This window comes from Streptomyces sp. NPDC086549, assembly GCF_044746205.1.
GTDB lineage: Bacteria > Actinomycetota > Actinomycetes > Streptomycetales > Streptomycetaceae > Streptomyces.
This window is the reverse complement of sequence record NZ_JBIVBS010000001.1, coordinates 684,951-705,474: the sequence shown is the minus strand read 5'-3', so window position 1 is coordinate 705,474 and position 20,524 is coordinate 684,951. Positions and strand designations below refer to the sequence as shown.

The window sequence follows — 20,524 nt, the reverse complement described above, 5'->3', positions numbered from 1 at the left end:
GACAGAAGATGACACATGTGGCTCATTCCGTACCGTAGTTGGTCGGTCACACCTGGTTGAGAGTTGAAGAGTGACGACTACAGTCATCCCCTGCGCAAGACCCCGCACGGCGTTCGAAATATCGGCCTGGTCCGGGCCCGCCGCTCCCCGGACTCGGCCTCCCCCACTCGAAACAGCCAGGAGGTCTCCCGAGCCATGCCTCTGCGTCACCTCTCTCCCCGCGACCAGCACCTCTTCTGGCGGTACGGCCGCGGCCCCGGCGCGCCCGTCCCCGACCCGCTTGTCCACCACGCCATAGAACGGCGGGCGGCCGCCCCCCCGCGCGGTCGCCGCCGAACACCAGGGCGCGACCATCACCTACGGCGAACTCGACCGCTACGCCGACGCCCTCGCCGCCCGTCTCGTCCGCGAGGGCGTACGCCCCGGCGACCACCCGCGCACGCACGGTACGGCGGCGCGGTCCCGTGTGGAGTCACTTGGCCGCCGCCAGCGCCCGCTCCACGCCCGGTTCCTTCGGCCCCAGGAACTGCGGGTCCGGCTTGAACACCGCGTCCAGGGCCGCTTTGCCCGCCGCGAAGACCTCGCGGGTGCCGCCGTAGTACCAGGTGGCGTCGTGCTTGGCGTCGACGCCGACGCCGTACGAGTCGATGCCCGCCGCCTCGCACAGGGCGACCGCGCGCCGGATGTGGAAGCCCTGGCTGATGAGGACGGCCCGGTCCACACCGAAGATCTTCTTCGCGCGGACGCAGGAGTCCCAGGTGTCGAAGCCGGCGTAGTCGCTGACGATCCGCGCGTCCGGGACGCCGTGCTTCGTGAGGTACGCGCGCATCGCGTCCGGCTCGTCGTAGTCCTTGCGGCTGTTGTCCCCGGTGACCAGGACGACCTCGACACGGCCCGCACGGTACAGCTTCGCCGCCGCGTCCAGCCGGTGCGCGAGGTACGGGGACGGCTCGCCCTGCCACAGGCCCGCCCCGAAGACGACGGCGACCTCGGTGCGGGGCGCGTCCGCCGTGGTGCGCAGCCGGTCGGCCGTGGACACGTACAGCCATGTCGCCGGCAGCAGCGCGAGGACGCACACGGCCATCACGGCCTGCACCAGCCGCCGCCACCCGGCACGGGTGCGCGGCAGGCGCGGTCGACGGATCTTCATGCGGTCCCCTCGGCTCCCCAGGTCGGCTTCGACCATGGAGGACGCAGCGTACGGTGATCCGGTTCGCCTCACACCGCGCGGACCCGTCCCGTGAAGCCCCGGAAAATACCCGTCACGACCACGCAACGGCTGCGCAACGTCCCGCCGCCAGGATCCTTGCATGACGGTGTCGAACCCTTCCCTCGTCCCGCTCAGCGGCAGGCGCCGCCCGGCCCCGCCCGCTCTCGTCCTCGTGGCGCACGGCAGCCGGGACCCGCGCGCGCTGAACACCGTCCGCATGCTCATGGAGCGGGTACGGGAGCTGCGCCCCGGCCTGCCCGTGCACCTCGGGCACATCGAGCTCAACGAGCCTCTGCTCCCCTACACCCTCGCCGCCCTCGGCGACGCCTCCGCCGTCCTCGTACCGCTGCTGCTCAGCCGCGGCTACCACGTCAAGCAGGACATCCCCGAGATGGCGGCCGCCGCCGAGGCACGCGCGCGCGTGGCCGCCCCGCTCGGTCCGCACCCGCTCCTCGTGGAGACCCTGTACGCCCGCCTCGTCGAGGCCGGCTGGAGCACCGCGCCCGACGCCGCCACCCGCCGCTCCGGCGCCGTCGTCCTCGCCGCGGCCGGGTCCCGCGACCCCGACTCCGCCGCCGACACCCGCCGTACCGCCCGCCTCCTCGCCGAGCGCCTGGGCGTGCCCGTGGTCCCCGCCTACGCCTCCGCCGCGACGCCGACCGTCGCCACCGCCGTACGCTCCCTGACCGCCCGAGGCCGCCACCGCATCGCCGTGGCGTCCTGCTTCACGGCCCCGGGCCGTTTCGCCACCCAGTGCGCCGAGGCGGCTCCCTGGATCGCGTCGGCCCCCCTGGGCGCCCACCCGGCCATGGCCCGCCTGATCCTCCACCGCTACGACCAGACCTTGGCGGCACCGGCGACGACAGCTGCCTAGGGGCGCGGGGCTGCGTCGATATGCGGCTCCGCCGCGTGGGCGCGACAAGCCACAGACGACCCGCACGCGCAAACCGACAAAACGCGGCAGACGAATAGGCACCCATCAACACCCAATTGTCACTGCCGACGCTTAATGTCGAACCATGGAAGGCACCGCAGGTACCGGCACCGCACCCCCCACCGAGTACGACCCGACGTCAGTCGAACGCTGGGCGCCCGAGCCCGACAAACGCCCAGGCCGCACCGCCTTCCAGCGCGACCGCGCCCGCATCCTGCACAGCGCGGCGCTCCGCCGCCTCGCGGGCAAGACGCAGGTGGTCACCCCGGGAACGCGCAGCCAGGCCTGGGACGCCAGTCCCAGAACACGGCTGACCCACTCCCTGGAGTGCGCCCAGGTCGGCCGCGAGCTCGGCGCGGCCCTCGGCTGCGACCCCGACCTCGTCGAAGCCGCCTGCCTCTCCCACGACCTCGGCCACCCGCCCTTCGGTCACAACGGCGAACAGGCTCTCAACGAGTTCGCGGAGGACTGCGGCGGCTTCGAGGGCAACGCCCAGTCCCTCAGGCTCCTCACCCGCATCGAGCCCAAGCGCTTCACCGCCGAGGGCTCCGTCGGCCTCAACCTCACCCGCGCCGCCCTGGACGCCGCCACCAAGTACCCCTGGCCGCGCGGCGCCCACCCCACCGACGCCGGGTCACCCAAGTTCGGCGTGTACGAGGACGACCGGCCCGTCTTCGACTGGGTCCGCAAGGAGGCCCCCGGCACGCGCACGTGCTTCGAGGCCCAGGTGATGGACTGGGCCGACGACGTGGCGTACTCGGTGCACGACGTAGAGGACGGCCTGCACGCCGGCCACATCGACCCCAACTGCCTGCACGCCGAGCCGGAACGGCAGGCGGTCTTCGAGGTCGCCGTCGGCCGGTACGTCCCGGCGGACACCGACCCGGCCGAACTCGCCGAGGCCCTCGACCGGCTCCAGGACCAGGAGTGGTGGCCGCACGGGTACGACGGCACGGCGGTCGCCCAGGCCCGCCTCAAGGACGCCACCAGCCAGCTCATCGGCCGCTTCTGCCTGGCCGCCGAGAGCGCCACGCGTGCCGCGTACGGCGGCGGCCGCCTCACTCGCTACGGCGCCGAACTCGTCGTACCGCGAGCCACCCGCATGGAGTGCGCGGTCCTCAAGGCGGTCGCCGACCGGTACGTGATGCAGCGGGCCGAGCAGGAGCGGCTCCGCGCCGACCAGCGGGTCGTCGTCGCCGAACTCGCCGAGGCGCTGACCGTCCGCGCCCCCGACGGTCTTGATCCGCAGTTTCGCTCCCTGTTCGACGGGGCACCCGACGACCACGCGCGCAAACGCGTGATCGTCGACCAGATCGCCTCCCTGACCGACGCCTCCGCCCGCTCGCTCCACGCGCGCCTGACGGGGCGCATGTGACCGACACGTGAGACTGACGAGGTACATGTGACAGTGACGTGACCCTCCGTGGCCTGATCGGGTCACTCCCTCTTCCCGCACCACGCTGTGTGCGGGACGCTCCCATGTGGCGGCACCCTTACGAGGAGGCATCAAGTGGTCGACGCGGATCAGACGTTCGTCATCGTCGGAGGAGGGCTGGCCGGTGCGAAGGCGGCCGAGACGCTCCGTGCCGAGGGCTTCACCGGCCGGGTGATACTGATCTGCGACGAACGCGAACACCCGTACGAACGCCCGCCGCTGTCCAAGGGCTACCTGCTCGGCAAGGAGGAGCGCGACAGCGTCTTCGTGCACGAGCCCGCCTGGTACGCGCAGAACGACGTCGAGCTGCACCTCGGCCAGACCGTAGACGCGATCGACCGCTCGGCGAAGACGGTGCGCTTCGGCGACGACGGCACCCTCGTCCGCTACGACAAGCTGCTTCTCGCCACCGGCGCCGAGCCCCGCCGTCTCGACATCCCCGGCACCGGCCTCGTGGGCGTCCACCACCTGCGCCGCCTCGCCCACGCCGAGCGCCTCAAGGGCGTCCTCACCGCCCTCGGCCGGGACAACGGCCACCTGGTGATCGCGGGCGGCGGCTGGATCGGACTGGAGGTGGCGGCGGCCGCCCGTGAGTACGGCGCGGAGGTCACGGTCATCGAGCCGCACCCGACCCCGCTGCACAACGCCCTCGGCCCCGAGCTCGGCAACGTCTTCGCCGAGCTGCACCGCGAGCACGGCGTCCGCTTCCGCTTCGGCGTCCGGCTCACCGAGATCGTCGGCCAGGACGGCATGGTCCTCGCGGTCCGCACCGACGACGGCGAGGAGCACCCGGCGCACGCCGTCCTCGCGGCCATCGGCGCGGCCCCCCGCATCGGCCTCGCGGAGGCGGCGGGACTGGAGCTCACCGACCGGGCGCAGGGCGGCGGCATCGCGGTCGACGAGCGGCTGCGCACCTCCGACCCCGACATCCACGCGGCCGGCGACGTCGCCTCCTTCCCGCACAACCTCTTCGGCACGCGCCTCAGGGTGGAGCACTGGGCGAACGCCCTGAACGGCGGTCCGGCGGCGGCCCGCGCGATGCTCGGCAAGGACGTCACCTACGACCGCGTGCCCTACTTCTTCACCGACCAGTACGACCTGGGGATGGAGTACAGCGGCTGGGCGCCTCCGGGGTCGTACGACGAGGTCGTGATCCGCGGGGACGCCGGCAAGCGGGAGTTCATCGCGTTCTGGGTGAAGGACGGGAGGGTGCTGGCCGGAATGAACGTGAATGTGTGGGACGTCACAGAGCCGATCCAGAATCTCATCCGTTCCGGGGCCCGGGTGAACACCGAGGCCCTCGCGGACCCGCACGTACCCCTCGACAACCTCGGTTCCTGATCTCTCCGGGAGCCGCCGCTGTCACTCCACCCCCGTAGAATTCACGCGTGGCAGGACGGATCAACGACGAGGACGTGAAGGCGGTACGGGACGCGGTCCCGATCGACGCCGTTGTGTCCGAGTACCTCCAGCTGCGCAACGCGGGCGGCGGCAACCTCAAGGGCCTCTGCCCGTTCCACGACGAGAAGTCGCCGTCCTTCCAGGTCAGCCCGAGCAAGGGACTCTTCCACTGCTTCGGCTGCCAGGAGGGCGGCGACACCCTCACGTTCGTGATGAAGGTCGACCACCTCTCCTTCTCGGAGGCGGTCGAGCGCCTCGCCGCCCAGGCCGGCATCACGCTGCGCTACGAGGAGGGCGGATACAACCCGGCCCACCAGCGCGGCGAGCGGATCCGCCTGGTCGAGGCGCACAAGATCGCCGCACAGTGGTACGCCGAGCAGCTCGCCACCAGCCCCGAGGCCGAGACCGGCCGGGTCTTCCTGGCCGAGCGCGGCTTCGACCAGGCCGCCGCCGTCCACTTCGGCGTCGGCTACAGCCCCCAGGGCTGGGACCACCTCACCCGCTACCTGCGCGGCAAGGGCTTCACCGACAAGGAACTGCTCCTCTCCGGCCTCTCCCAGGAGGGCCGCCGCGGCCCCATCGACCGCTTCCGCGGCCGCCTGATGTGGCCGATCCGGGACATCGGCGGCGAGGTGGTGGGCTTCGGCGCCCGCAAGCTGTACGAGGCGGACAACGGTCCCAAGTACCTCAACACACCCGAGACGGCGATCTACAAGAAGTCCCAGGTCCTGTACGGCATCGACCTCGCCAAGCAGCACATCGCGAAGTCCAGCCGCGCGGTCGTCGTCGAGGGCTACACGGACGTCATGGCCTGCCACCTGGCCGGCGTGACCACCGCCATCGCCACCTGCGGCACGGCGTTCGGCGGCGACCACATCAAGATCCTCCGCCGGCTGCTGATGGACAACGGCAGCGCCCGCGTGATCTTCACCTTCGACGGAGACGCGGCCGGCCAGAAGGCGGCCCTGCGCGCCTTCGAGGACGACCAGAAGTTCGCCGCCGAGACGTACATCGCGATCGCGCCCGACGGCATGGACCCCTGCGATCTGCGCCTGGCCAAGGGCGACGAGGCGGTCGCCGACCTGGCCGAACCCCGAACCCCGCTCTTCGAGTTCGCCCTCCGCCACATCGTGAGCCGCTACGACCTGGACACCCCGGCGGGCCGGGCGGCCGCCCTGGACGAGGCCGCCCCGATCGTCGCCCGCATCAAGAACAGCGGCGCCCAGCACGAGGTCGCGGTCGAGCTCGCCGGGATGCTCGGCATCCTGGACACCCAGTTCGTGGTCAAGCGGGTCGCCCAGCTGGCCCGTTGGGCACGTGAACGCGGCAGCGGCAGGGGCCCGGCACCGGCCGCCCGCGGCCCGCAGCAGTACGAGGCGGCGGCGTCCGCCCGCGGCACGGCCTCCGGCCCGGCCCTGAACCTCCGCAACCCGGTGTATGCCACCGAGCGCGAGCTCCTCAAACTGGCCCTCCAGCGCCCGGAGTTGGTGTCCCCGGCGTTCGACGCGTACGGCATCGACGAATTCACCGCCGCGCCGTACGCGGCCGTACGCCAGGCCGTCATGGACGCGGGCGGCGCGGAGTACGGCACGCAGGACCCGCAGGAGTACCTGGTCCGCGTCCGCGAGGCGGCCCCCGACGACACCGTCCGCGCGATGGTCACCGAACTGGCCGTCGAGGCGATCATGCGTCGCACGGTCGACGAGAACTACGCGGGCGAACAGCTCGTCTGGGTCCGCCGCCGAGCCGTGGACCGCCGCATCCACGAAGTCCAGATCACCCTCACCCGCCTCGGCACGGGCGGCGACCCCGCCCATCTGGCCGCCGTGCAGAACGAGTTGTGGGTGTTGCAGCAGTACGGTCAAGCGCTGCGTGAGCAGGGCGCGGCCGCTCTGTGAGCGGTTCGCGTACGCCAAGGTAACCACGCGGTCACGGACCGGACGCAAAAAGTCACCGCACGCCCCTCGTGGCGGCGATGTGTCTTACCCCACACTGGGTTCCGGTGCCTGAGTCCTCGGAGCGCGGCCGACCCGTCCCCCACGGGTCCTACACCCCCGCTGTTCCGCTCATCGCGTACGGGACGGACAGCGGCGAGGCCGTCGACTCCGTCCCCGAAGTACCGCTGTCGTACACCTTGGCAGCGATCATCCTGGAGGTCGCCCCCGTGCAGACCCAGACCCTCACCCAGACCGACAGCGGCACGACGGACGAGTCTGCCGCCGGTGCGGACGACGAGACCGACGTCTTCGCGGCCGTGCCCCCGCAGAGCCGTGCCGCACTGCACCCCGAGACGGAGCCGGAGGGCCCGTCCGAACCGGCGGAACCACCCGCCGAGGCGCTGGCCGCAGAGGCCCCCGAGCCCGCCGAACCGCCCGCCGCCGCCCGCACCGAGACCGGCGGCCCCTCCTCGGACCTGTTCCGGCAGTACCTGCGCGAGATCGGCCGTATCCCGCTGCTCACCGCGGCGGAGGAGGTCGAACTCGCCCGCCGGGTCGAGGCCGGGCTGTTCGCCGAGGAGAAGCTCGGCAACACCCCGGGTCTGGACGACCGGCTCGCCCTCGACCTGGACAAGCTGGTCGTCATGGGACGGATGGCCAAGCGCCGGCTCATCGAGGCCAATCTCCGGCTCGTGGTCTCCGTCGCCAAGCGGTACGTCGGGCGCGGGCTGACCATGCTGGACCTGGTCCAGGAGGGCAACCTGGGGCTCATCCGGGCCGTCGAGAAGTTCGACTACGCCCGCGGCTACAAGTTCTCCACCTACGCCACCTGGTGGATCCGGCAGGCCATGTCCCGTGCCCTGGCCGACCAGGCCCGTACGATCCGCGTGCCCGTACACGTCGTCGAGCTCATCAACCGGGTCGTGCGCGTGCAGCGCCGGATGCTCCAGGAGCGCGGCTACGAGCCGACCCCGGACGAGGTCGCCGCCCACCTCGACCTGCCGCCCGAGCGGGTCAGCGAGGTACTGCGGCTCGCCCAGGAGCCCGTCTCGCTGCACGCGCCCGTGGGCGAGGAGGACGACGTCGCCCTCGGCGACCTCATCGAGGACGGTGACGCCACCAGCCCCGTGGAGTCGGCCGCCTTCCTGCTGCTCAGGGAGCATCTGGAGGCCGTGCTGTCGACCCTGGGGGAGCGGGAGCGCAAGGTCGTGCAGCTGCGGTACGGACTCGCCGACGGCCGTCCCCGCACCCTGGAGGAGATAGGGCGCATCTTCGGGGTCACCCGGGAACGGATCCGGCAGATCGAGTCGAAGACGCTGAGCAAGCTCCGCGACCACGCGTTCGCCGACCAGCTGCGGGGCTACCTGGACTGAAAGGGGCCGCTCACCCCACGGCGAGCGGCCCCCGGCGGTACGAACCCGCTCAGTCGACCTCGGCGACCGCCTGCGCGAACTGCGCCTTGTACAGCCGCGCATAGGCACCGTCCGCGGCCAGCAGCTCCGCGTGGGCGCCCTGTTCGACGATCGAGCCGTTCTCCATCACCAGGATCGTGTCGGCGTCCCGGATCGTCGACAGCCGGTGCGCGATGACGAACGACGTCCGCCCGTGAGCCAGCTTGGCCATCGCCTTCTGGATCAGCACCTCGGTACGGGTGTCGACGGAGCTGGTCGCCTCGTCGAGCACCAGGATCACCGGGTCGGACAGAAACGCCCGCGCGATGGTGATGAGCTGCTTCTCGCCGGCGCTGACGCCCGTGCCCTCGTCGTCGATCACGGTGTCGTAGCCGTCGGGCAGGGTACGGATGAAGCGGTCGGCGTGGGCCGCCCGCGCCGCCTCCTCGATCTCGCCCCGGGTGACCTCGCGTGCGGCGCCGTACGCGATGTTTTCCGCGATCGTGCCGCCGAACAGCCAGGTGTCCTGCAGCACCATGCCGATCCCGGCCCGGAGTTCGTTCCGGGACATCCTGCGGATGTCGACGCCGTCGAGCGTGATCCGCCCGCCGGACACGTCGTAGAACCGCATCAGCAGGTTGACCAGCGTGGTCTTGCCCGCGCCGGTCGGGCCGACGATCGCGACCGTGTGGCCCGGCTCCACCTTCAGCGACAGGTCCTCGATCAGCGGCTTCTCGGGGTCGTACCGGAACGACACGTGCTCCAGCGCCACGCGCCCGCGCAGCTCCGCCGGCCGCTCGCCGGGCACCGGGTCCGCCTCCTGCTCCTCCGCGTCCAGGAGTTCGAAGATCCGCTCGGCCGAAGCGACGCCCGACTGCACCAGGTTGGCCATCGAGGCGACCTGGGTCAGCGGCATCGAGAACTGCCGCGAGTACTGGATGAAGGCCTGCACGTCACCGATCGACAGCGCGCCGGACGCCACCCGCAGACCGCCCACCACGGCGACGAGCACATAGTTCAGGTTCGACACGAACATCATCAGCGGCTGCATCACGCCGCTGTTGAACTGCGCCTTGAACCCGGCCTCGTACAGCGCGTCGTTCTGCTCGGCGAACTGCTTCGCCGACTCCTGCTGCCGGCCGAACACCTTCACCAGGGTGTGCCCGGTGTACATCTCCTCGACGTGCGCGTTCAGCTTGCCGGTGGAGCGCCACTGCTGCACGAAGTGCGGCTGCGAGCGCTTGCCGACACGGGTCGCCACGACGAACGACAGCGGGACGGTGACCAGGGCGACCAGGGCCAGCAGCCACGACACCCAGAACATCATCACCAGCACACCGATGATGGTGAGCACCGAGTTGATGAGCTGGCCCATCGACTGCTGGAGCGTCTGGCCGATGTTGTCGATGTCGTTGGTGGCCCGGGAGAGCACCTCGCCGCGCTGGCGCTTGTCGAAGTACGACAGCGGCAGCCGCGACAGCTTCGTCTGCACGTCCTCGCGCATCCGGTACATCGTGCGGTTCACGGCCCGGTTGACCAGCCGCGTAGCCACCGCCATCAGCAGGCCGGCGACGAGGAAGGTGCCCAGCGCGAACAGCAGCACGTGCCCGACGGCGTCGAAGTCGATGCCCTTGCCGGGGGTGAAGTCGGTGCTCTTGAGCATGTCCGCGACGGAGCCCTGACCCCGCCGGTGCATGGAGTCGAGGACCTGCTCCTTGGTGGCCCCGGCCGGCATCTGCCGGCCGATGATGCCCGCGAAGACCAGGTCGGTGGCCCTGCCGAGGATCTTCGGGCCGATGACGCTCAGGGTCACGCTGACGACGACGCACAGCAGCAGCGCGTAGATGGTCAGCCGTTCGGGCTTGAACCGGGCGACGAGCCGTTTGCCCGATCCCTTGAAGTCCATCGAGCGCTGGTCGGGGCCGCCCCCGGCCATCATGCGTCCCATGGGCCCTGCCATCAGGCGGCCTCCGCTTCCGTCAGCTGGGAGAGCACGATCTCCCGATACGTCTCGTTGTCCGCCATGAGCTCGTGGTGCCGGCCGGTGCCGACGACCCGCCCCTCGTCCAGCACCACGATCCGGTCGGCGTCCCGGATGGTCGCCACGCGCTGGGCGACGATCACCACGGTCGCCTCGGCGGTCTCCTGGGCGAGCGCGCTGCGCAGGGCCGCGTCGGTGGCGTAGTCGAGCGCGGAGAAGGAGTCGTCGAACAGGTAGATCTCCGGGCGCTGCACGAGGGTGCGGGCGATGGCCAGGCGCTGGCGCTGACCGCCGGAGACATTGGTGCCGCCCTGGGCGATCGGGGCGTTCAGACCGCCCTCCAGCTTCCGCACGAAGTCCTCGGCCTGCGCGACCTCCAGCGCGTGCCAGAGATCCTCGTCGGTGGCGTCCGGATTGCCGTAGCGCAGATTGGTGGCCACCGTGCCCGCGAACAGGTACGGCTTCTGCGGGACCAGCCCGACGGTCTTCGCGAGCAGCACGGGGTCGACGCTCGCCACGTCCACGCCGTCGACCAGCACCTCGCCGTCGGTCGCGTCGAACAGTCGGGGGACCAGTCCGAGCAGCGTGGACTTGCCGCTGCCGGTGGACCCGATCACGGCGGTCGTCTCGCCCGGCCGGGCCACCAGGTCGACGGACTTCAGCACCGGCTCCTCGGCACCCGGGTAGCAGAAGCCGCCGCCGCGGATCTCCAGATGGCCGTGGCGGCGCAGCTCGGTGACGGGCGCGGCCGGGGGCACCACACTGCTCTCGGTGTCCAGAACCTCCTGGATGCGCTCGGCGCACACCTCCGCGCGCGGCACCATCATGAACATGAAGGTGGCCATCATCACAGCCATGACGATCTGCATCAGATAGGCGAGGAACGCGGTCAGGTCGCCGATCGCCATCTGGCCGCTGTCGATGCGGTGCGCGCCGAACCAGACGACCGCGATCGACGACAGGTTCACCACCGTCATCACGATCGGGAACATCAGCGCGAGCATCCGGCCGGTGGCCAGCTGCATCTCGGTGAGATCGCCGTTCGCCTTGCCGAACCGGCCCTGCTCGTACTCGTCCCGGACGAAGGCGCGGATCACCCGGTTGCCGGTGATCTGTTCGCGCAGCACCCGGTTCACCGTGTCCAGGCGCACCTGCATGGACCGGAACAGCGGGCGCAGCCGGCGCACGATCAGCGTCACGGAGATGCCCAGCACCGGTACGACCGCCACCAGTACCCCGGACAGCGGGACGTCCAGGCCGAGGGCCAGGACGATGCCGCCCACACACATGATGGGCGCCGACACCATCAGCGTGAACGTCATCAGGGCCAGCATCTGGACCTGCTGGACGTCATTGGTCGTACGGGTGATGAGGGAGGGCGCGCCGAAGTGGCCGACCTCCCGGGCGGAGAAGGACTGCACCCGGTCGAAGACGGCCGCCCGGACGTCCCGGCCGAGCGCCGACGCGGTCTTCGCGCCGTAGTACACGGCGCCGATGTTGCACACGACCTGCGCCAGCGAGATGCCGATCATCAGGACGCCGAAGGACAGGATGTAGCCGGTGTCACCCTTCACGACACCGTGGTCGATGATGTCCGCGTTCAGCGTGGGCAGATAGAGGGTGGCGCAGGTCTGCAGGAACTGCAGCAGCACCAGGATCGTGATGGATTTCTTGTAGGGCCTGAGATAGGTCCGCAGAAGTCGTATGAGCACGCTACGTCTCTCGGAGTCGGCGGTAGGGGCGAGTCGGCGGTAGGGGCGCGTTGGTTGCCCCTGGCCCCTATCGTCGGACACTCCACCCGCGTTACCTCAACTGATTAACCCGATGTCGGATCTCCAGTGCGGTCCCAGCGGGTCTCTTCGCGGTCTCTCGTGAGTCTCTTACGAGCGGAACGCCCCGGGATGGGTCTGTTCGCGCACCGACACGTACTGCTGCCGCACCGCCTGCCCCACCGCCAGCTCGTCGCCGGGGTCCAGGACCTGCGCCGCCGCGCCCTGCCAGGCCGGAGGGGTACGCGGGTCGAGCGTGCCCTGGGAGACCCCGAGGGCCCAGGCCGCCTGGCGGGCGGCACCGATCGCGGCGTAGTCGGCGGGCTGCGGTACGACGACCTGCGCGCCGAAGAGCATGGGCGCCGCGGCCTGCACGGCGGACAGCTCGGCGGCCTGCCCCAGCAGGAAGACCCGCCGCACGTCCACGCCGCGCCCGCGCAGCACGTCCAGCGCGTCCGCGAGCCCGCAGAGCATGCCCTCGAAGGAGGCCCGTGCCAGGTGTTCGGGCCTCATGGACTCGCGCCTGAGACCCGCCAGGGTGCCGGCGGTGTGCGGCAGGTTCGGCGTCCGCTCGCCCTCCAGATACGGCAGCAGGACCAGCCCGTGGGACCCCGGCGTGGACTTCATCGCCAGGTCGGAGAGGCTCTCCAGGTCGGGCAGCCCGAGGAGTTCGGCGGTGCCCCGCAGGGTCCGTACGGCGTTCAGGGTGGTGACGACCGGCAGGTGCATGCCGGTGGCGTCGGCCAGCGAGGTGATCATGCCGGTCTGGTCGGTGAGGGCCTCCGGATGCACGGCCATCACGGACCCGGAGGCCCCGAGCGAGACGACCGCGTCCCCGAGCCCGAGGCCGAGCCCGAACGCGGCGGCCATGGTCTCCCCGGTCCCCGCGGAGATCAGCAGCCCCTCGGGCGTCGTACCCGCCGCGTCGGAGGGGCCGATCACCTCCGGCAGCATGGCCTGGTGACCGAGCGCCAGCTCGACCAGGTCGGAACGGTAGGCACCGGTGGCCGCCGACCAGTACCCGGTGCTGGAGGCTCCGCCGCGGTCAGTGGTCCTCCTCACAGGCCGGCCGAGCAGCTGCCAGACGAGCCAGTCGTGGGCCTGGAGCAGGACCGCCGTCCGCAGCGCGCTCTCGGGCTCGCTCTTGGCGAGCCAGCGCAGCTTGGTCACCGGCCGCGCCGCCTGCGGTACCGAGCCCACCGCCTGCGCCCACGCCTCGCGTCCGCCGAGCGCGTCGATCAGGTCGGCCGCCGCGACCTGCGCCCGCTTGTCCCCGCCGACCATGGCCGGCCGCACGGTGTTGCCCTGCGCGTCCAGCGGCACGACCGCGTTCTGCTGCGCGGAGACGCCGATCGCCTGCACGCCCTCGAGGAGCCCGCCGCCGGCGGCCTCGCCCAGGGACAGCAGCCAGGCCTGCGGATCGATGTCGGAGAGGCGGCCGCCCTCGGGGCTGTCCACCGGGTGCGGCGCATAGCCCTGCCGGAGCACGGCTCCGCTGTCCGCGTCACAGACGACGATGCGAGTGAAATCGGGCGAGCTGTCCAACCCGGCGACTATCCCCATGGCGAAAATTCTGCCGTACCGCTCCGCTCGGTTTGGCCATAGGCGTCGCCGGGTTGCGTGTTCGTTCGTGGGTACGGGTCGTCCGTGGCTGGTCGCGCCCACGCGGCGGAGCCGCATATGACACATCCGCGCCCCTTGGGGGCGCGGATGTGTCCGGTGCCGAAAGGGCGCTGAGAGGTGCTGAGAGGTGCCGCTAGGTGTTGCTCGTGCCCCAGTCGTCCGAGCCTGCGCCGTTCGGGTGGTGCGCCCGCATGGCGCGCATCCGCTGGGTCACCGCGTCGGGCACGTGATCGCTGACCCTCTCGCCCACCGCGTGGGCGGCCCTGCCCGCCAGGACGCGCCCCTGCTGGGCCGCCGTCTCGGCGGTGTTGCGGACCGCGGGGTTCTGCGCGACCTGCCGCGCGGACTTCTTCAGCTGCTCGTAGCGCTCGCGTCCGGCCCTCGTGCCGAGCACGTAACCCAGGGCGAGTCCGGCGATGAATGTGAGCCGGTAGCGCATGGCGGCCACCCTTCCCTTGCGTAGGTCTCCGGTGCGGCGTCGGCGCCGGGGGAACCGATTGGCGGAGCACCCCCCTGCTTGCGCTAATGTATGTGTCGCAGCGAGCGAGCGCCCCCTGGCGAATACCCAGGTAGGCACGTTCGATGCAACGAGGCATTCCTCCGTAGCTCAATTGGCAGAGCAGCCGGCTGTTAACCGGCAGGTTACTGGTTCGAGTCCAGTCGGGGGAGCTCGGTCCTCCGTAGCTCAATTGGCAGAGCAGCCGGCTGTTAACCGGCAGGTTACTGGTTCGAGTCCAGTCGGGGGAGCATGCTGAACGAGGACCCCACCGGGGTCCTTTTTCATGTCCGCGGGAACCGCCCGGCCCAGGGGGGAGTCCTCAAGGTCATGTGAAGCCGACCATCCGAAGCAGGAGATCGTATGAGCGGCTATGCTGCGGCAGACGGCGCGCACACTTGTACGCGACACGCCGCTATGGGGCGGTAGCTCAGCCGGTTAGAGCAGCGGACTCATAATCCGTCGGCCGTGGGTTCGAGTCCCACCCGCCCCACCCTCGCCCGTCGGCGCAGGAACGTTTTCATCTGCGCCGACTATCCACCCGCTCATCCGGCGATCCGTGGAACGACACGGTAGAGAGCGCTAGCTGGCCCGCTGCTGGCCCGAACGGCAGACGATCAAGACATGAGCGGCCCCGGCCAGCGAAGTGCCGACCGGGGCCGCGGGTGCTGCCCTCAGGGCTTGGGCGGGATGACGAATCCCCGCACCGGCTTCGGCTCCGGGTCACGAGACTGAGGCTTCTGCGCGCGCTTCCACGCCGCCACCAGGTCCGCGTACCGCAGGTCGATCCACTCGGACATGCGGCCTCCCTTCATCGGGGAGGCTAGACCACGCCGTCGGGCTTTGGCTTCGGCTTCGGCGTGATCACGATGGTGCACTCCGGGGCGTGCTGGCACTTGGCCGCCACCGACACGAGGGTCTCGTCGGACGGCGGCCCTCACAGCTCCGGGTCCGCCTCCCAGCCGAGTTCGGCGATCTTCTCGCGGGTCCGGTCGAGGATCGGTGGGTCGTAGTTCGTCGGGTCGTAGCCCGGGTAGTGGTGGACGAACTCACCGCCGAGGCGCTCGCACAGCTCGGCGTACATGGCGGTGTGCAGGATCAGCGCGTGCCAGCCCTCGTCAACGATCCGCGACGGCGCTAAGCCGACGCCGGGGTTGCGGGAGCAGGCCGCGACGAACTTCAGGGCCTCGTCGACGATCCGGCCGGCCATCTCCTCGGGCATGTCCGGGTTGGCGTCCATCACCGTGCCGCGGCAGCTGGCGAACCGCTCGTCGGTGATGAGCATCCGGGCGAGCGCGGGCATGCCCTGAGGGTCGGGCGGGTCCATGGGTCCCGGAGGTATGGTACCGAGGGTCAGGGATCGCCCGGGAAGGGCCGCGCGGGCATCATCGCCGGGTACGTCTTCCGGGTCATACGCGAACAGCTGGGCCATACCCAGGACAGCCTCGCCGAGGCGTTCCACGTCTCGGCCGACACCGTGGCCGGGTGGGAGTCGGGACGCCGGCCACTGACCGCCGTACCGGTCGGGCAGATGCTCGTACACCGTCACCGCCTCCTGCAGATGGGCACAGCACCGGCCTTGCTCGCAGCGCTTGAGCGGGCATTGGAAGCCGATGTGCTGCTGGCGAGCGCCCTCGAGGACGAGGGCCACACCGGCGACAACCCCCTCGGCGCATGGGTAATGCGGCGGGACCTCGTCGAGGTCCTGACGTGGCCGCTGAACGGCGTGACGCCAGGCGCGGCGTTGCCGCCCTTCGCGTCGGTCACGGTCGGCTTGCTCGCCGGGGTTGCGCCGAAGAACGCAACCTTGTTCGCTGCGCCGTCCAGGACGTGCCTCGTGCTGCCGTACAGGGTGTCGACGAACTCCATCTTCCCGGCCACCTGAATGTTCTGGGCGTCCGACGACAGGCGGAAGTAGGAGCGTTGCGTCCCGGTGAAGTCGCCAGCCGACCATACGGACACGATCAGCCACCGTTGAAGGTTGAGGAGCCGCCGACGGTGAACGCACCGTCGACCGTGACGTTGCCGGTGAACTCGGCGCCGGTCAGCAGCGCGTACAGGGCGAGGCCGAGGTTCGCCCGGGCCAGTGCTTTGTTCGGCAGGTCGGCGAGGTTCTGCGCCTTGGCCAGCAACGTGGACCCGTCCTTGTCGCGCAGTTGACCGCAGGGTCTGGTGTTCAGATCTGCTCGGTGGGGCGGACGAGGAGCTCGGCGACGGCCACGTGGCGGGGGCGGGTGACGATGTAGCCGACGGTGTCGGCGATGTCCTGGCTCTGCAGCCGCTCGATGTCGCCCAGGGCGGCGCCGATCTGCTGCTGGATGACGTCGGGGTTGTGGGTGCGCAGTTCGGTGTCGACACTGCCCGGCTCGACGACGGAGACGCGGACGTGCTGGCGTGCCAGTTCCTGGCGCAGCGACTCGCTGAAGGCGCCGACACCGAACTTGGTGGCGCAGTACACGGCGGACATGGCGAAGGCGCCGCGGCCGGCGAGTGAGCTGATGTTGACGATGTCGGCGACCCGCCGCGGTGCTTCGGCGGCTGCCTTGACCAGGTGGGGGACGGCCGCGTGGGTGCTGTACATCAGGCCCATGAGGTTGATGTCGATCATGCGCCGCCAGTCGTTCAGGTCCGCGCCGGGGGCGGGCCCGAGCAGCATGAGGCCGGCATTGTTGACCAGGGTGTCCAGGCGGCCCAGGCCCTCGACGGTCCGCTCGACCGCTTCCGCGGCGGCCTGCGCGTCGGTGATGTCCGCTGGCACCACCAGGGCCTGACCACCGGCGGTGGTGATCTCTCCGGCGAGGTCGGTGAGCCGGTCCTCGCGCCGGCCGACCAGGGCCACGGAGGCGCCCTCGCGGGAAAGCTCCAGGGCGGTGGCATGGCCGATACCGCTGGAGGCCCCGGTGACCAGGGCGACGGTTCCTTCAAGACGACGAGTCATGGTTCAAGCCTTTCGATGAACGGCCACGCTGCTGCGAGCCGTACGGGACGGGGGATAGGGGGACGGCCCTACTGATCGGGGCCGTACGGGACAGGGCGACGGCCCTACTGGTGGGGCCGTGCGGGATAAGACATCCGTTCCTTACCAGTCCGGGGCCAAGTCCACGGCGCCGACACCGCAGCGTTTCTGTCTGGCGCGCTTTCGCAGTCACAGAGCCCGGCCCATCCGGTTTCATGTGGATTGTCTGCAGGCGCTCTCAACCGCATGACCAGGGGAAACGCCATACATTCCGTGACCGATTGCGTCGGCATCGGCTTGCGCATTTCCGCAGGCAGAGGCGTTTCCTAGCCAAAGGACGGGCAAGAATCCTGCCCGAATCCGCTCGGGGCATGCCCGTTTGTGCCATTCCGAGTCCAAGCTCGCCAACGCAATCGGTCACGGAAGTCCTGCACAGCGCGGCCGAGGAGCTGCTCATTGCTGCCGGTGCCCAAGCCGTACAGCTCGGCGGTGTCGAAGGGCGTGACGCCGAGTTCGTGGGCCCGGTGGACGGTGGCGGTGCTGCTCTGCTCGTCCGGAGCCCCGCAGGCGATCGTCATGCCCATCGTGCCCAGACCGATCGCCCCGGCCTTGAGGCCCTGGCCGCCGAGGGTGCGCTGGGCGAGCTTTGTGGTGCGCTGTGCCATGTCCTCGACGCTAAGGACACGGCACCCGGGGGTCATGGGGCACCGATCGCATAGGATTGCCTGATCCTCTCAAGCAAGGAGGGTGTGATGCTGGACCGACTCGCCTCGGCCATCGACCGGCACTTCGTGGGAGTGGGTTCGCCCACCGCCGTCCCCCGGCTCACCCTGGTCGCGCTCGACGACCCCATCGAGCCCACCGACCGGCTGGAGGATCCGATGCTCTGCTTCGTCGCCGATGGCACGAAACGCACCACCGCGGGGGAACTCAGCCATGTCGCTCACGCCGGCGAGATGCTGTTCACCACCATCGCCCTGCCCGTCACCGTCGCGGTGGAGAAGGCGCCCTACCGCTCCGCCGTCCTGCGATTCGACAGCCAGGCGCTCACCGAACTGCTCGTCGAGCTGCACGAGACGGGCCCGGTCACCCCGTCGACGATCGAAGGACAGGTGACCGCGCCGATGACACCGGAACTCATCGACGCGCTCACCCGCTATGTCCAGCTCCTTGACACACCCGACGACATCCGCCCCCTCGCCGCCCGTGTCGAGAGCGAGATCCTCTACCGGCTGCTGCGCAGCTCCCTCGGCCCCATCCTGCGCCAGTGGTCGCTGGCCGACTCGACCACCACCCGTGTGCGCGAGGTGGCCCAATGGATCTGCGCCCGCTACACCGAGCCGCTCAGCATCGACGAGATCGCCGCCGTGGCACACATGAGCCCCGCCAGCCTGCACCGGCACTTCAAAGCGGCAACCGGCATGAGCCCGCTCAAGTACCAGAAACACCTACGGCTGCAGGAGGCACGTCGGCGCCTGGTCGCCGGCGGCGCCACCGCGGCCCAGATCGCGCAGGCGGTCGGATACGCGAGCGCCACCCAGTTCAACCGCGAGTACCGCAGCACCTACGGCCTCCCGCCAGGCCAGGACGCGGCCCGCCTACGCGCTCGACTCACCCACACCCCCGCTGACACATCACGGCGGGCATAGGCCCTGGCAGTCAGACGCCGAGAGCAAAGGGCTAAGGCATTCAAGGCTGCACCCACGCTTCCTGCGGAAGTCGGTGAGGGGCTGCGGGGAAACGTAGCTCGGGCCGATGACCGCCTCCTTGGCCGGTTCACAGCCGATGCGCCCACCGCGCTCCGAAACGCCAAGCCTGGGGGTGAGCCGGCGAAGCCGCAGACGGATCTCGCCACCCCGACTGGCTGTTGCTCACCGTAAAACGCCTGATCGGACACGTCACGCTGAAATGCGCGGTGCAAGGTCCATATGCGGCGCGCAGAACGCGACGCCGAAGGTGTAGGGGGTTCCCTCATGCTTCGGCCGGTCCGACACGGAACGCTGATCCGGGCAACACGCTGCCGTGGCGGCGAACCGAACAGAAGGACACCCATGAGACGTCTCTCCGTAATCCGCAACGCAAGGCGTGCAGTGCTCGCGTCGGGAATCGTCGCGGCGCTGCTACCGGCCGGCGTCGCGCATGCCACGGATGCCGAACTGGGGCCGGCGGGCACGGCACCGATCAGTAACTCCGCCAGCGCGCCGTCGATCTCCGCCGACGGCCGCTACGTGGCTTTCGCTTCGCCGGCAAGGGATCTGGTGGCCGGCGACACCAACCGGGCGGAGGACGTGTTCGTCCGCGACCGGCAGACCGGCGTCATCACCAGGGTCAGCGTCGACTCCGCGGGCAACCAGGCCAACAACGTGAGCCGGAATCCGTCGATCTCCGCCGACGGCCGCTACGTCGCGTTCGAGTCCACGGCGTCGAACCTGGTGGCCGGTGACACCAACCGCTACCGCGACATTTTCGTGCACGACCTGCAGACCGGTGAGACGACCAGGGTCAGCGTCGGCAGCCACGGCGAGCAGAGCGACAGTGAGAGTTTCCATCCGTCGATCTCCGCCGACGGCCGGTTCGTCGCGTTCGACTCTCCCGCGTCGAACCTGGTGTTCGGCGACACCAACGACATCCACGACGTCTTCGTGCGCGACCGGCAGACCGGTGAGACCACCAGGGTCAGCGTCGATTCGAACGGTCGCCAGGGCGACGACATCAGCCAACAGCCGTCGATCTCGGCAGACGGGCGCTACGTCGCCTTCTCCTCCGGGGCGAAGACACTGTCCCTGTTCCCCGACAACAACCACGCGGACGACGTGTTCGTGCACGATCAGCTGACCGGGTACACCGACCGGATCAGCGTCGGTCCCGACGGCAACGAAGGCAATTCCACCAGTCGCACGGCGACCATCTCGGCCGACGGCCGCTACGTCGCGTTCGAATCCGACGCGTCGAATCTGGTGGCGGGCGACACCGGCGGTCCGAGCGACACCGACATCTTCCTGTACGACCGGGTCACCCGGACGACGACGCAGGTGAACCTTGGCCCCGATGGCCTGAGCGACAGCAGAACCCCCGGCCAGGAGCGGACGACGCTCTCCGCCGACGGCCGCTATGTCGCGTTCGTGTCCGGCGAGGACAAGCTGGTGACCGGCGACACCAACTCAAGCTGGGACGTGTTCGTGCGAGACCGGGTGACCGCCACCACGACCAGGGTCAGTGTCGCCAATGACGGCTCGCAGAGCGACGGGTACAGCTACAGCCCCTCGATTTCGGCCGACGGCCACCACGTCGCTTTCACGACCAGCGCGACGAACCTGGGCGGTGACGGCACCAGCCGGAACTTCAATCTGTACGTACGCGACCTCGGCAACTGAGTTGGCGGCCGCCGTGG

General features: G+C 70.2%; 15 protein-coding genes, 3 tRNA genes and 4 pseudogenes. 12 read left to right on the top strand and 10 right to left on the bottom strand.

Features of this window, described 5'->3' with window-relative positions:
- Positions 1 to 195: 195 nt before the first annotated feature.
- Positions 196 to 433: pseudogene (locus ACIPSA_RS03290) on the top strand (AMP-binding protein); the annotation flags it as partial.
- A gap of 39 nt (positions 434 to 472) precedes the next feature.
- On the opposite strand, the gene ACIPSA_RS03285 reads toward ACIPSA_RS03290, so the two are convergent.
- Positions 473 to 1,150 carry a vancomycin high temperature exclusion protein gene (locus tag ACIPSA_RS03285; protein WP_402628228.1) on the bottom strand — a complete coding sequence of 226 codons (678 nt, stop codon included), beginning with the start codon at positions 1,148 to 1,150 and terminating at the stop codon, positions 473 to 475.
- Between the two features lie 160 nt (positions 1,151 to 1,310).
- Between ACIPSA_RS03285 and ACIPSA_RS03280 the strand changes: the two genes are divergently transcribed.
- The 5 genes from ACIPSA_RS03280 (at position 1,311) to ACIPSA_RS03260 (ending at position 8,290) form a co-directional block, all read left to right on the top strand.
- The gene (locus ACIPSA_RS03280) at positions 1,311 to 2,084 is read left to right on the top strand and encodes a sirohydrochlorin chelatase (protein ID WP_402628226.1); all 774 of its coding nucleotides are present in this window, start codon (positions 1,311 to 1,313) and stop codon (positions 2,082 to 2,084) included.
- Between the two features lie 145 nt (positions 2,085 to 2,229).
- On the top strand, positions 2,230 to 3,519 hold the full coding sequence (locus ACIPSA_RS03275; protein ID WP_402628224.1) for a deoxyguanosinetriphosphate triphosphohydrolase: 1,290 nt from the start codon (positions 2,230 to 2,232) through the stop codon (positions 3,517 to 3,519).
- 135 nt (positions 3,520 to 3,654) lie between these two features.
- Positions 3,655 to 4,920 carry an NAD(P)/FAD-dependent oxidoreductase gene (locus ACIPSA_RS03270; protein ID WP_402628222.1) on the top strand — a complete coding sequence of 422 codons (1,266 nt, stop codon included), beginning with the start codon at positions 3,655 to 3,657 and terminating at the stop codon, positions 4,918 to 4,920.
- A 47-nt stretch (positions 4,921 to 4,967) separates the two neighbouring features.
- A complete protein-coding gene (gene dnaG, locus ACIPSA_RS03265) occupies positions 4,968 to 6,878 on the top strand; it encodes a DNA primase (protein WP_402628220.1) in 1,911 nt (636 codons plus the stop codon).
- 104 nt (positions 6,879 to 6,982) lie between these two features.
- The gene (locus ACIPSA_RS03260) at positions 6,983 to 8,290 is read left to right on the top strand and encodes an RNA polymerase sigma factor (protein WP_402628218.1); all 1,308 of its coding nucleotides are present in this window, start codon (positions 6,983 to 6,985) and stop codon (positions 8,288 to 8,290) included.
- A gap of 49 nt (positions 8,291 to 8,339) precedes the next feature.
- Here ACIPSA_RS03260 and ACIPSA_RS03255 read toward each other — a convergent pair whose 3' ends face one another.
- The 4 genes from ACIPSA_RS03255 to ACIPSA_RS03240 form a co-directional block, all read right to left on the bottom strand.
- Positions 8,340 to 10,268 carry an ABC transporter ATP-binding protein gene (locus ACIPSA_RS03255; RefSeq protein WP_402628216.1) on the bottom strand — a complete coding sequence of 643 codons (1,929 nt, stop codon included), beginning with the start codon at positions 10,266 to 10,268 and terminating at the stop codon, positions 8,340 to 8,342.
- Positions 10,268 to 12,001 (bottom strand): ABC transporter ATP-binding protein, encoded by a 1,734-nt coding sequence (locus tag ACIPSA_RS03250; RefSeq protein WP_402628214.1) that lies wholly within the window; start codon positions 11,999 to 12,001, stop codon positions 10,268 to 10,270. Before ACIPSA_RS03250 ends, ACIPSA_RS03255 begins: the two co-directional genes overlap by 1 nt.
- Positions 12,002 to 12,169: 168 nt before the next feature.
- Positions 12,170 to 13,621, bottom strand: a complete 1,452-nt coding sequence (locus tag ACIPSA_RS03245) for an FGGY-family carbohydrate kinase (RefSeq protein ID WP_402628212.1) — start codon at positions 13,619 to 13,621, stop codon at positions 12,170 to 12,172.
- Between the two features lie 193 nt (positions 13,622 to 13,814).
- Positions 13,815 to 14,120 (bottom strand): YtxH domain-containing protein, encoded by a 306-nt coding sequence (locus tag ACIPSA_RS03240; protein WP_402628210.1) that lies wholly within the window; start codon positions 14,118 to 14,120, stop codon positions 13,815 to 13,817.
- A gap of 157 nt (positions 14,121 to 14,277) precedes the next feature.
- Between ACIPSA_RS03240 and ACIPSA_RS03235 the strand changes: the two genes are divergently transcribed.
- From ACIPSA_RS03235 to ACIPSA_RS03225, 3 genes are all read left to right on the top strand, one after another.
- A tRNA-Asn gene (locus ACIPSA_RS03235) sits at positions 14,278 to 14,350 on the top strand.
- Between the two features lie 5 nt (positions 14,351 to 14,355).
- A tRNA-Asn gene (locus tag ACIPSA_RS03230) sits at positions 14,356 to 14,428 on the top strand.
- 168 nt (positions 14,429 to 14,596) lie between these two features.
- Positions 14,597 to 14,670: transfer RNA gene (locus tag ACIPSA_RS03225), tRNA-Ile, on the top strand.
- A gap of 181 nt (positions 14,671 to 14,851) precedes the next feature.
- Here the strand turns inward: ACIPSA_RS03225 and ACIPSA_RS03220 are convergent.
- Positions 14,852 to 14,977 (bottom strand): hypothetical protein, encoded by a 126-nt coding sequence (locus tag ACIPSA_RS03220; protein ID WP_402628208.1) that lies wholly within the window; start codon positions 14,975 to 14,977, stop codon positions 14,852 to 14,854.
- Positions 14,978 to 15,000: 23 nt separating this feature from the next.
- Positions 15,001 to 15,504 (bottom strand): annotated as a pseudogene (locus ACIPSA_RS03215) (glycine-rich domain-containing protein).
- Positions 15,505 to 15,564: 60 nt separating this feature from the next.
- Between ACIPSA_RS03215 and ACIPSA_RS03210 the strand changes: the two are divergent.
- A pseudogene (locus ACIPSA_RS03210) lies at positions 15,565 to 15,912 on the top strand (helix-turn-helix domain-containing protein); the annotation flags it as partial.
- 229 nt (positions 15,913 to 16,141) lie between these two features.
- Here ACIPSA_RS03210 and ACIPSA_RS03205 read toward each other — a convergent pair.
- The 3 genes and pseudogenes from ACIPSA_RS03205 to ACIPSA_RS03195 all read right to left on the bottom strand — a co-directional run.
- The gene (locus ACIPSA_RS03205; RefSeq protein ID WP_402628206.1) at positions 16,142 to 16,309 is read right to left on the bottom strand and encodes a hypothetical protein; all 168 of its coding nucleotides are present in this window, start codon (positions 16,307 to 16,309) and stop codon (positions 16,142 to 16,144) included.
- A 44-nt stretch (positions 16,310 to 16,353) separates the two neighbouring features.
- Complete coding sequence (locus ACIPSA_RS03200) at positions 16,354 to 17,115, bottom strand: SDR family NAD(P)-dependent oxidoreductase (RefSeq protein WP_402628205.1); 762 nt, start codon at positions 17,113 to 17,115, stop codon at positions 16,354 to 16,356.
- A 428-nt stretch (positions 17,116 to 17,543) separates the two neighbouring features.
- Positions 17,544 to 17,798: pseudogene (locus tag ACIPSA_RS03195) on the bottom strand (aldo/keto reductase); the annotation flags it as partial.
- Positions 17,799 to 17,885: 87 nt separating this feature from the next.
- Here ACIPSA_RS03195 and ACIPSA_RS03190 point away from each other — a divergent pair.
- Both ACIPSA_RS03190 and ACIPSA_RS03185 read left to right on the top strand, forming a co-directional pair.
- Positions 17,886 to 18,782: an AraC family transcriptional regulator N-terminal domain-containing protein gene (locus ACIPSA_RS03190; protein ID WP_402628203.1), complete on the top strand. Its 897-nt coding sequence runs from the start codon at positions 17,886 to 17,888 to the stop codon at positions 18,780 to 18,782.
- Positions 18,783 to 19,061: 279 nt separating this feature from the next.
- Positions 19,062 to 20,507, top strand: a complete 1,446-nt coding sequence (locus tag ACIPSA_RS03185; protein ID WP_402628201.1) for a hypothetical protein — start codon at positions 19,062 to 19,064, stop codon at positions 20,505 to 20,507.
- Positions 20,508 to 20,524 lie beyond the last annotated feature (17 nt).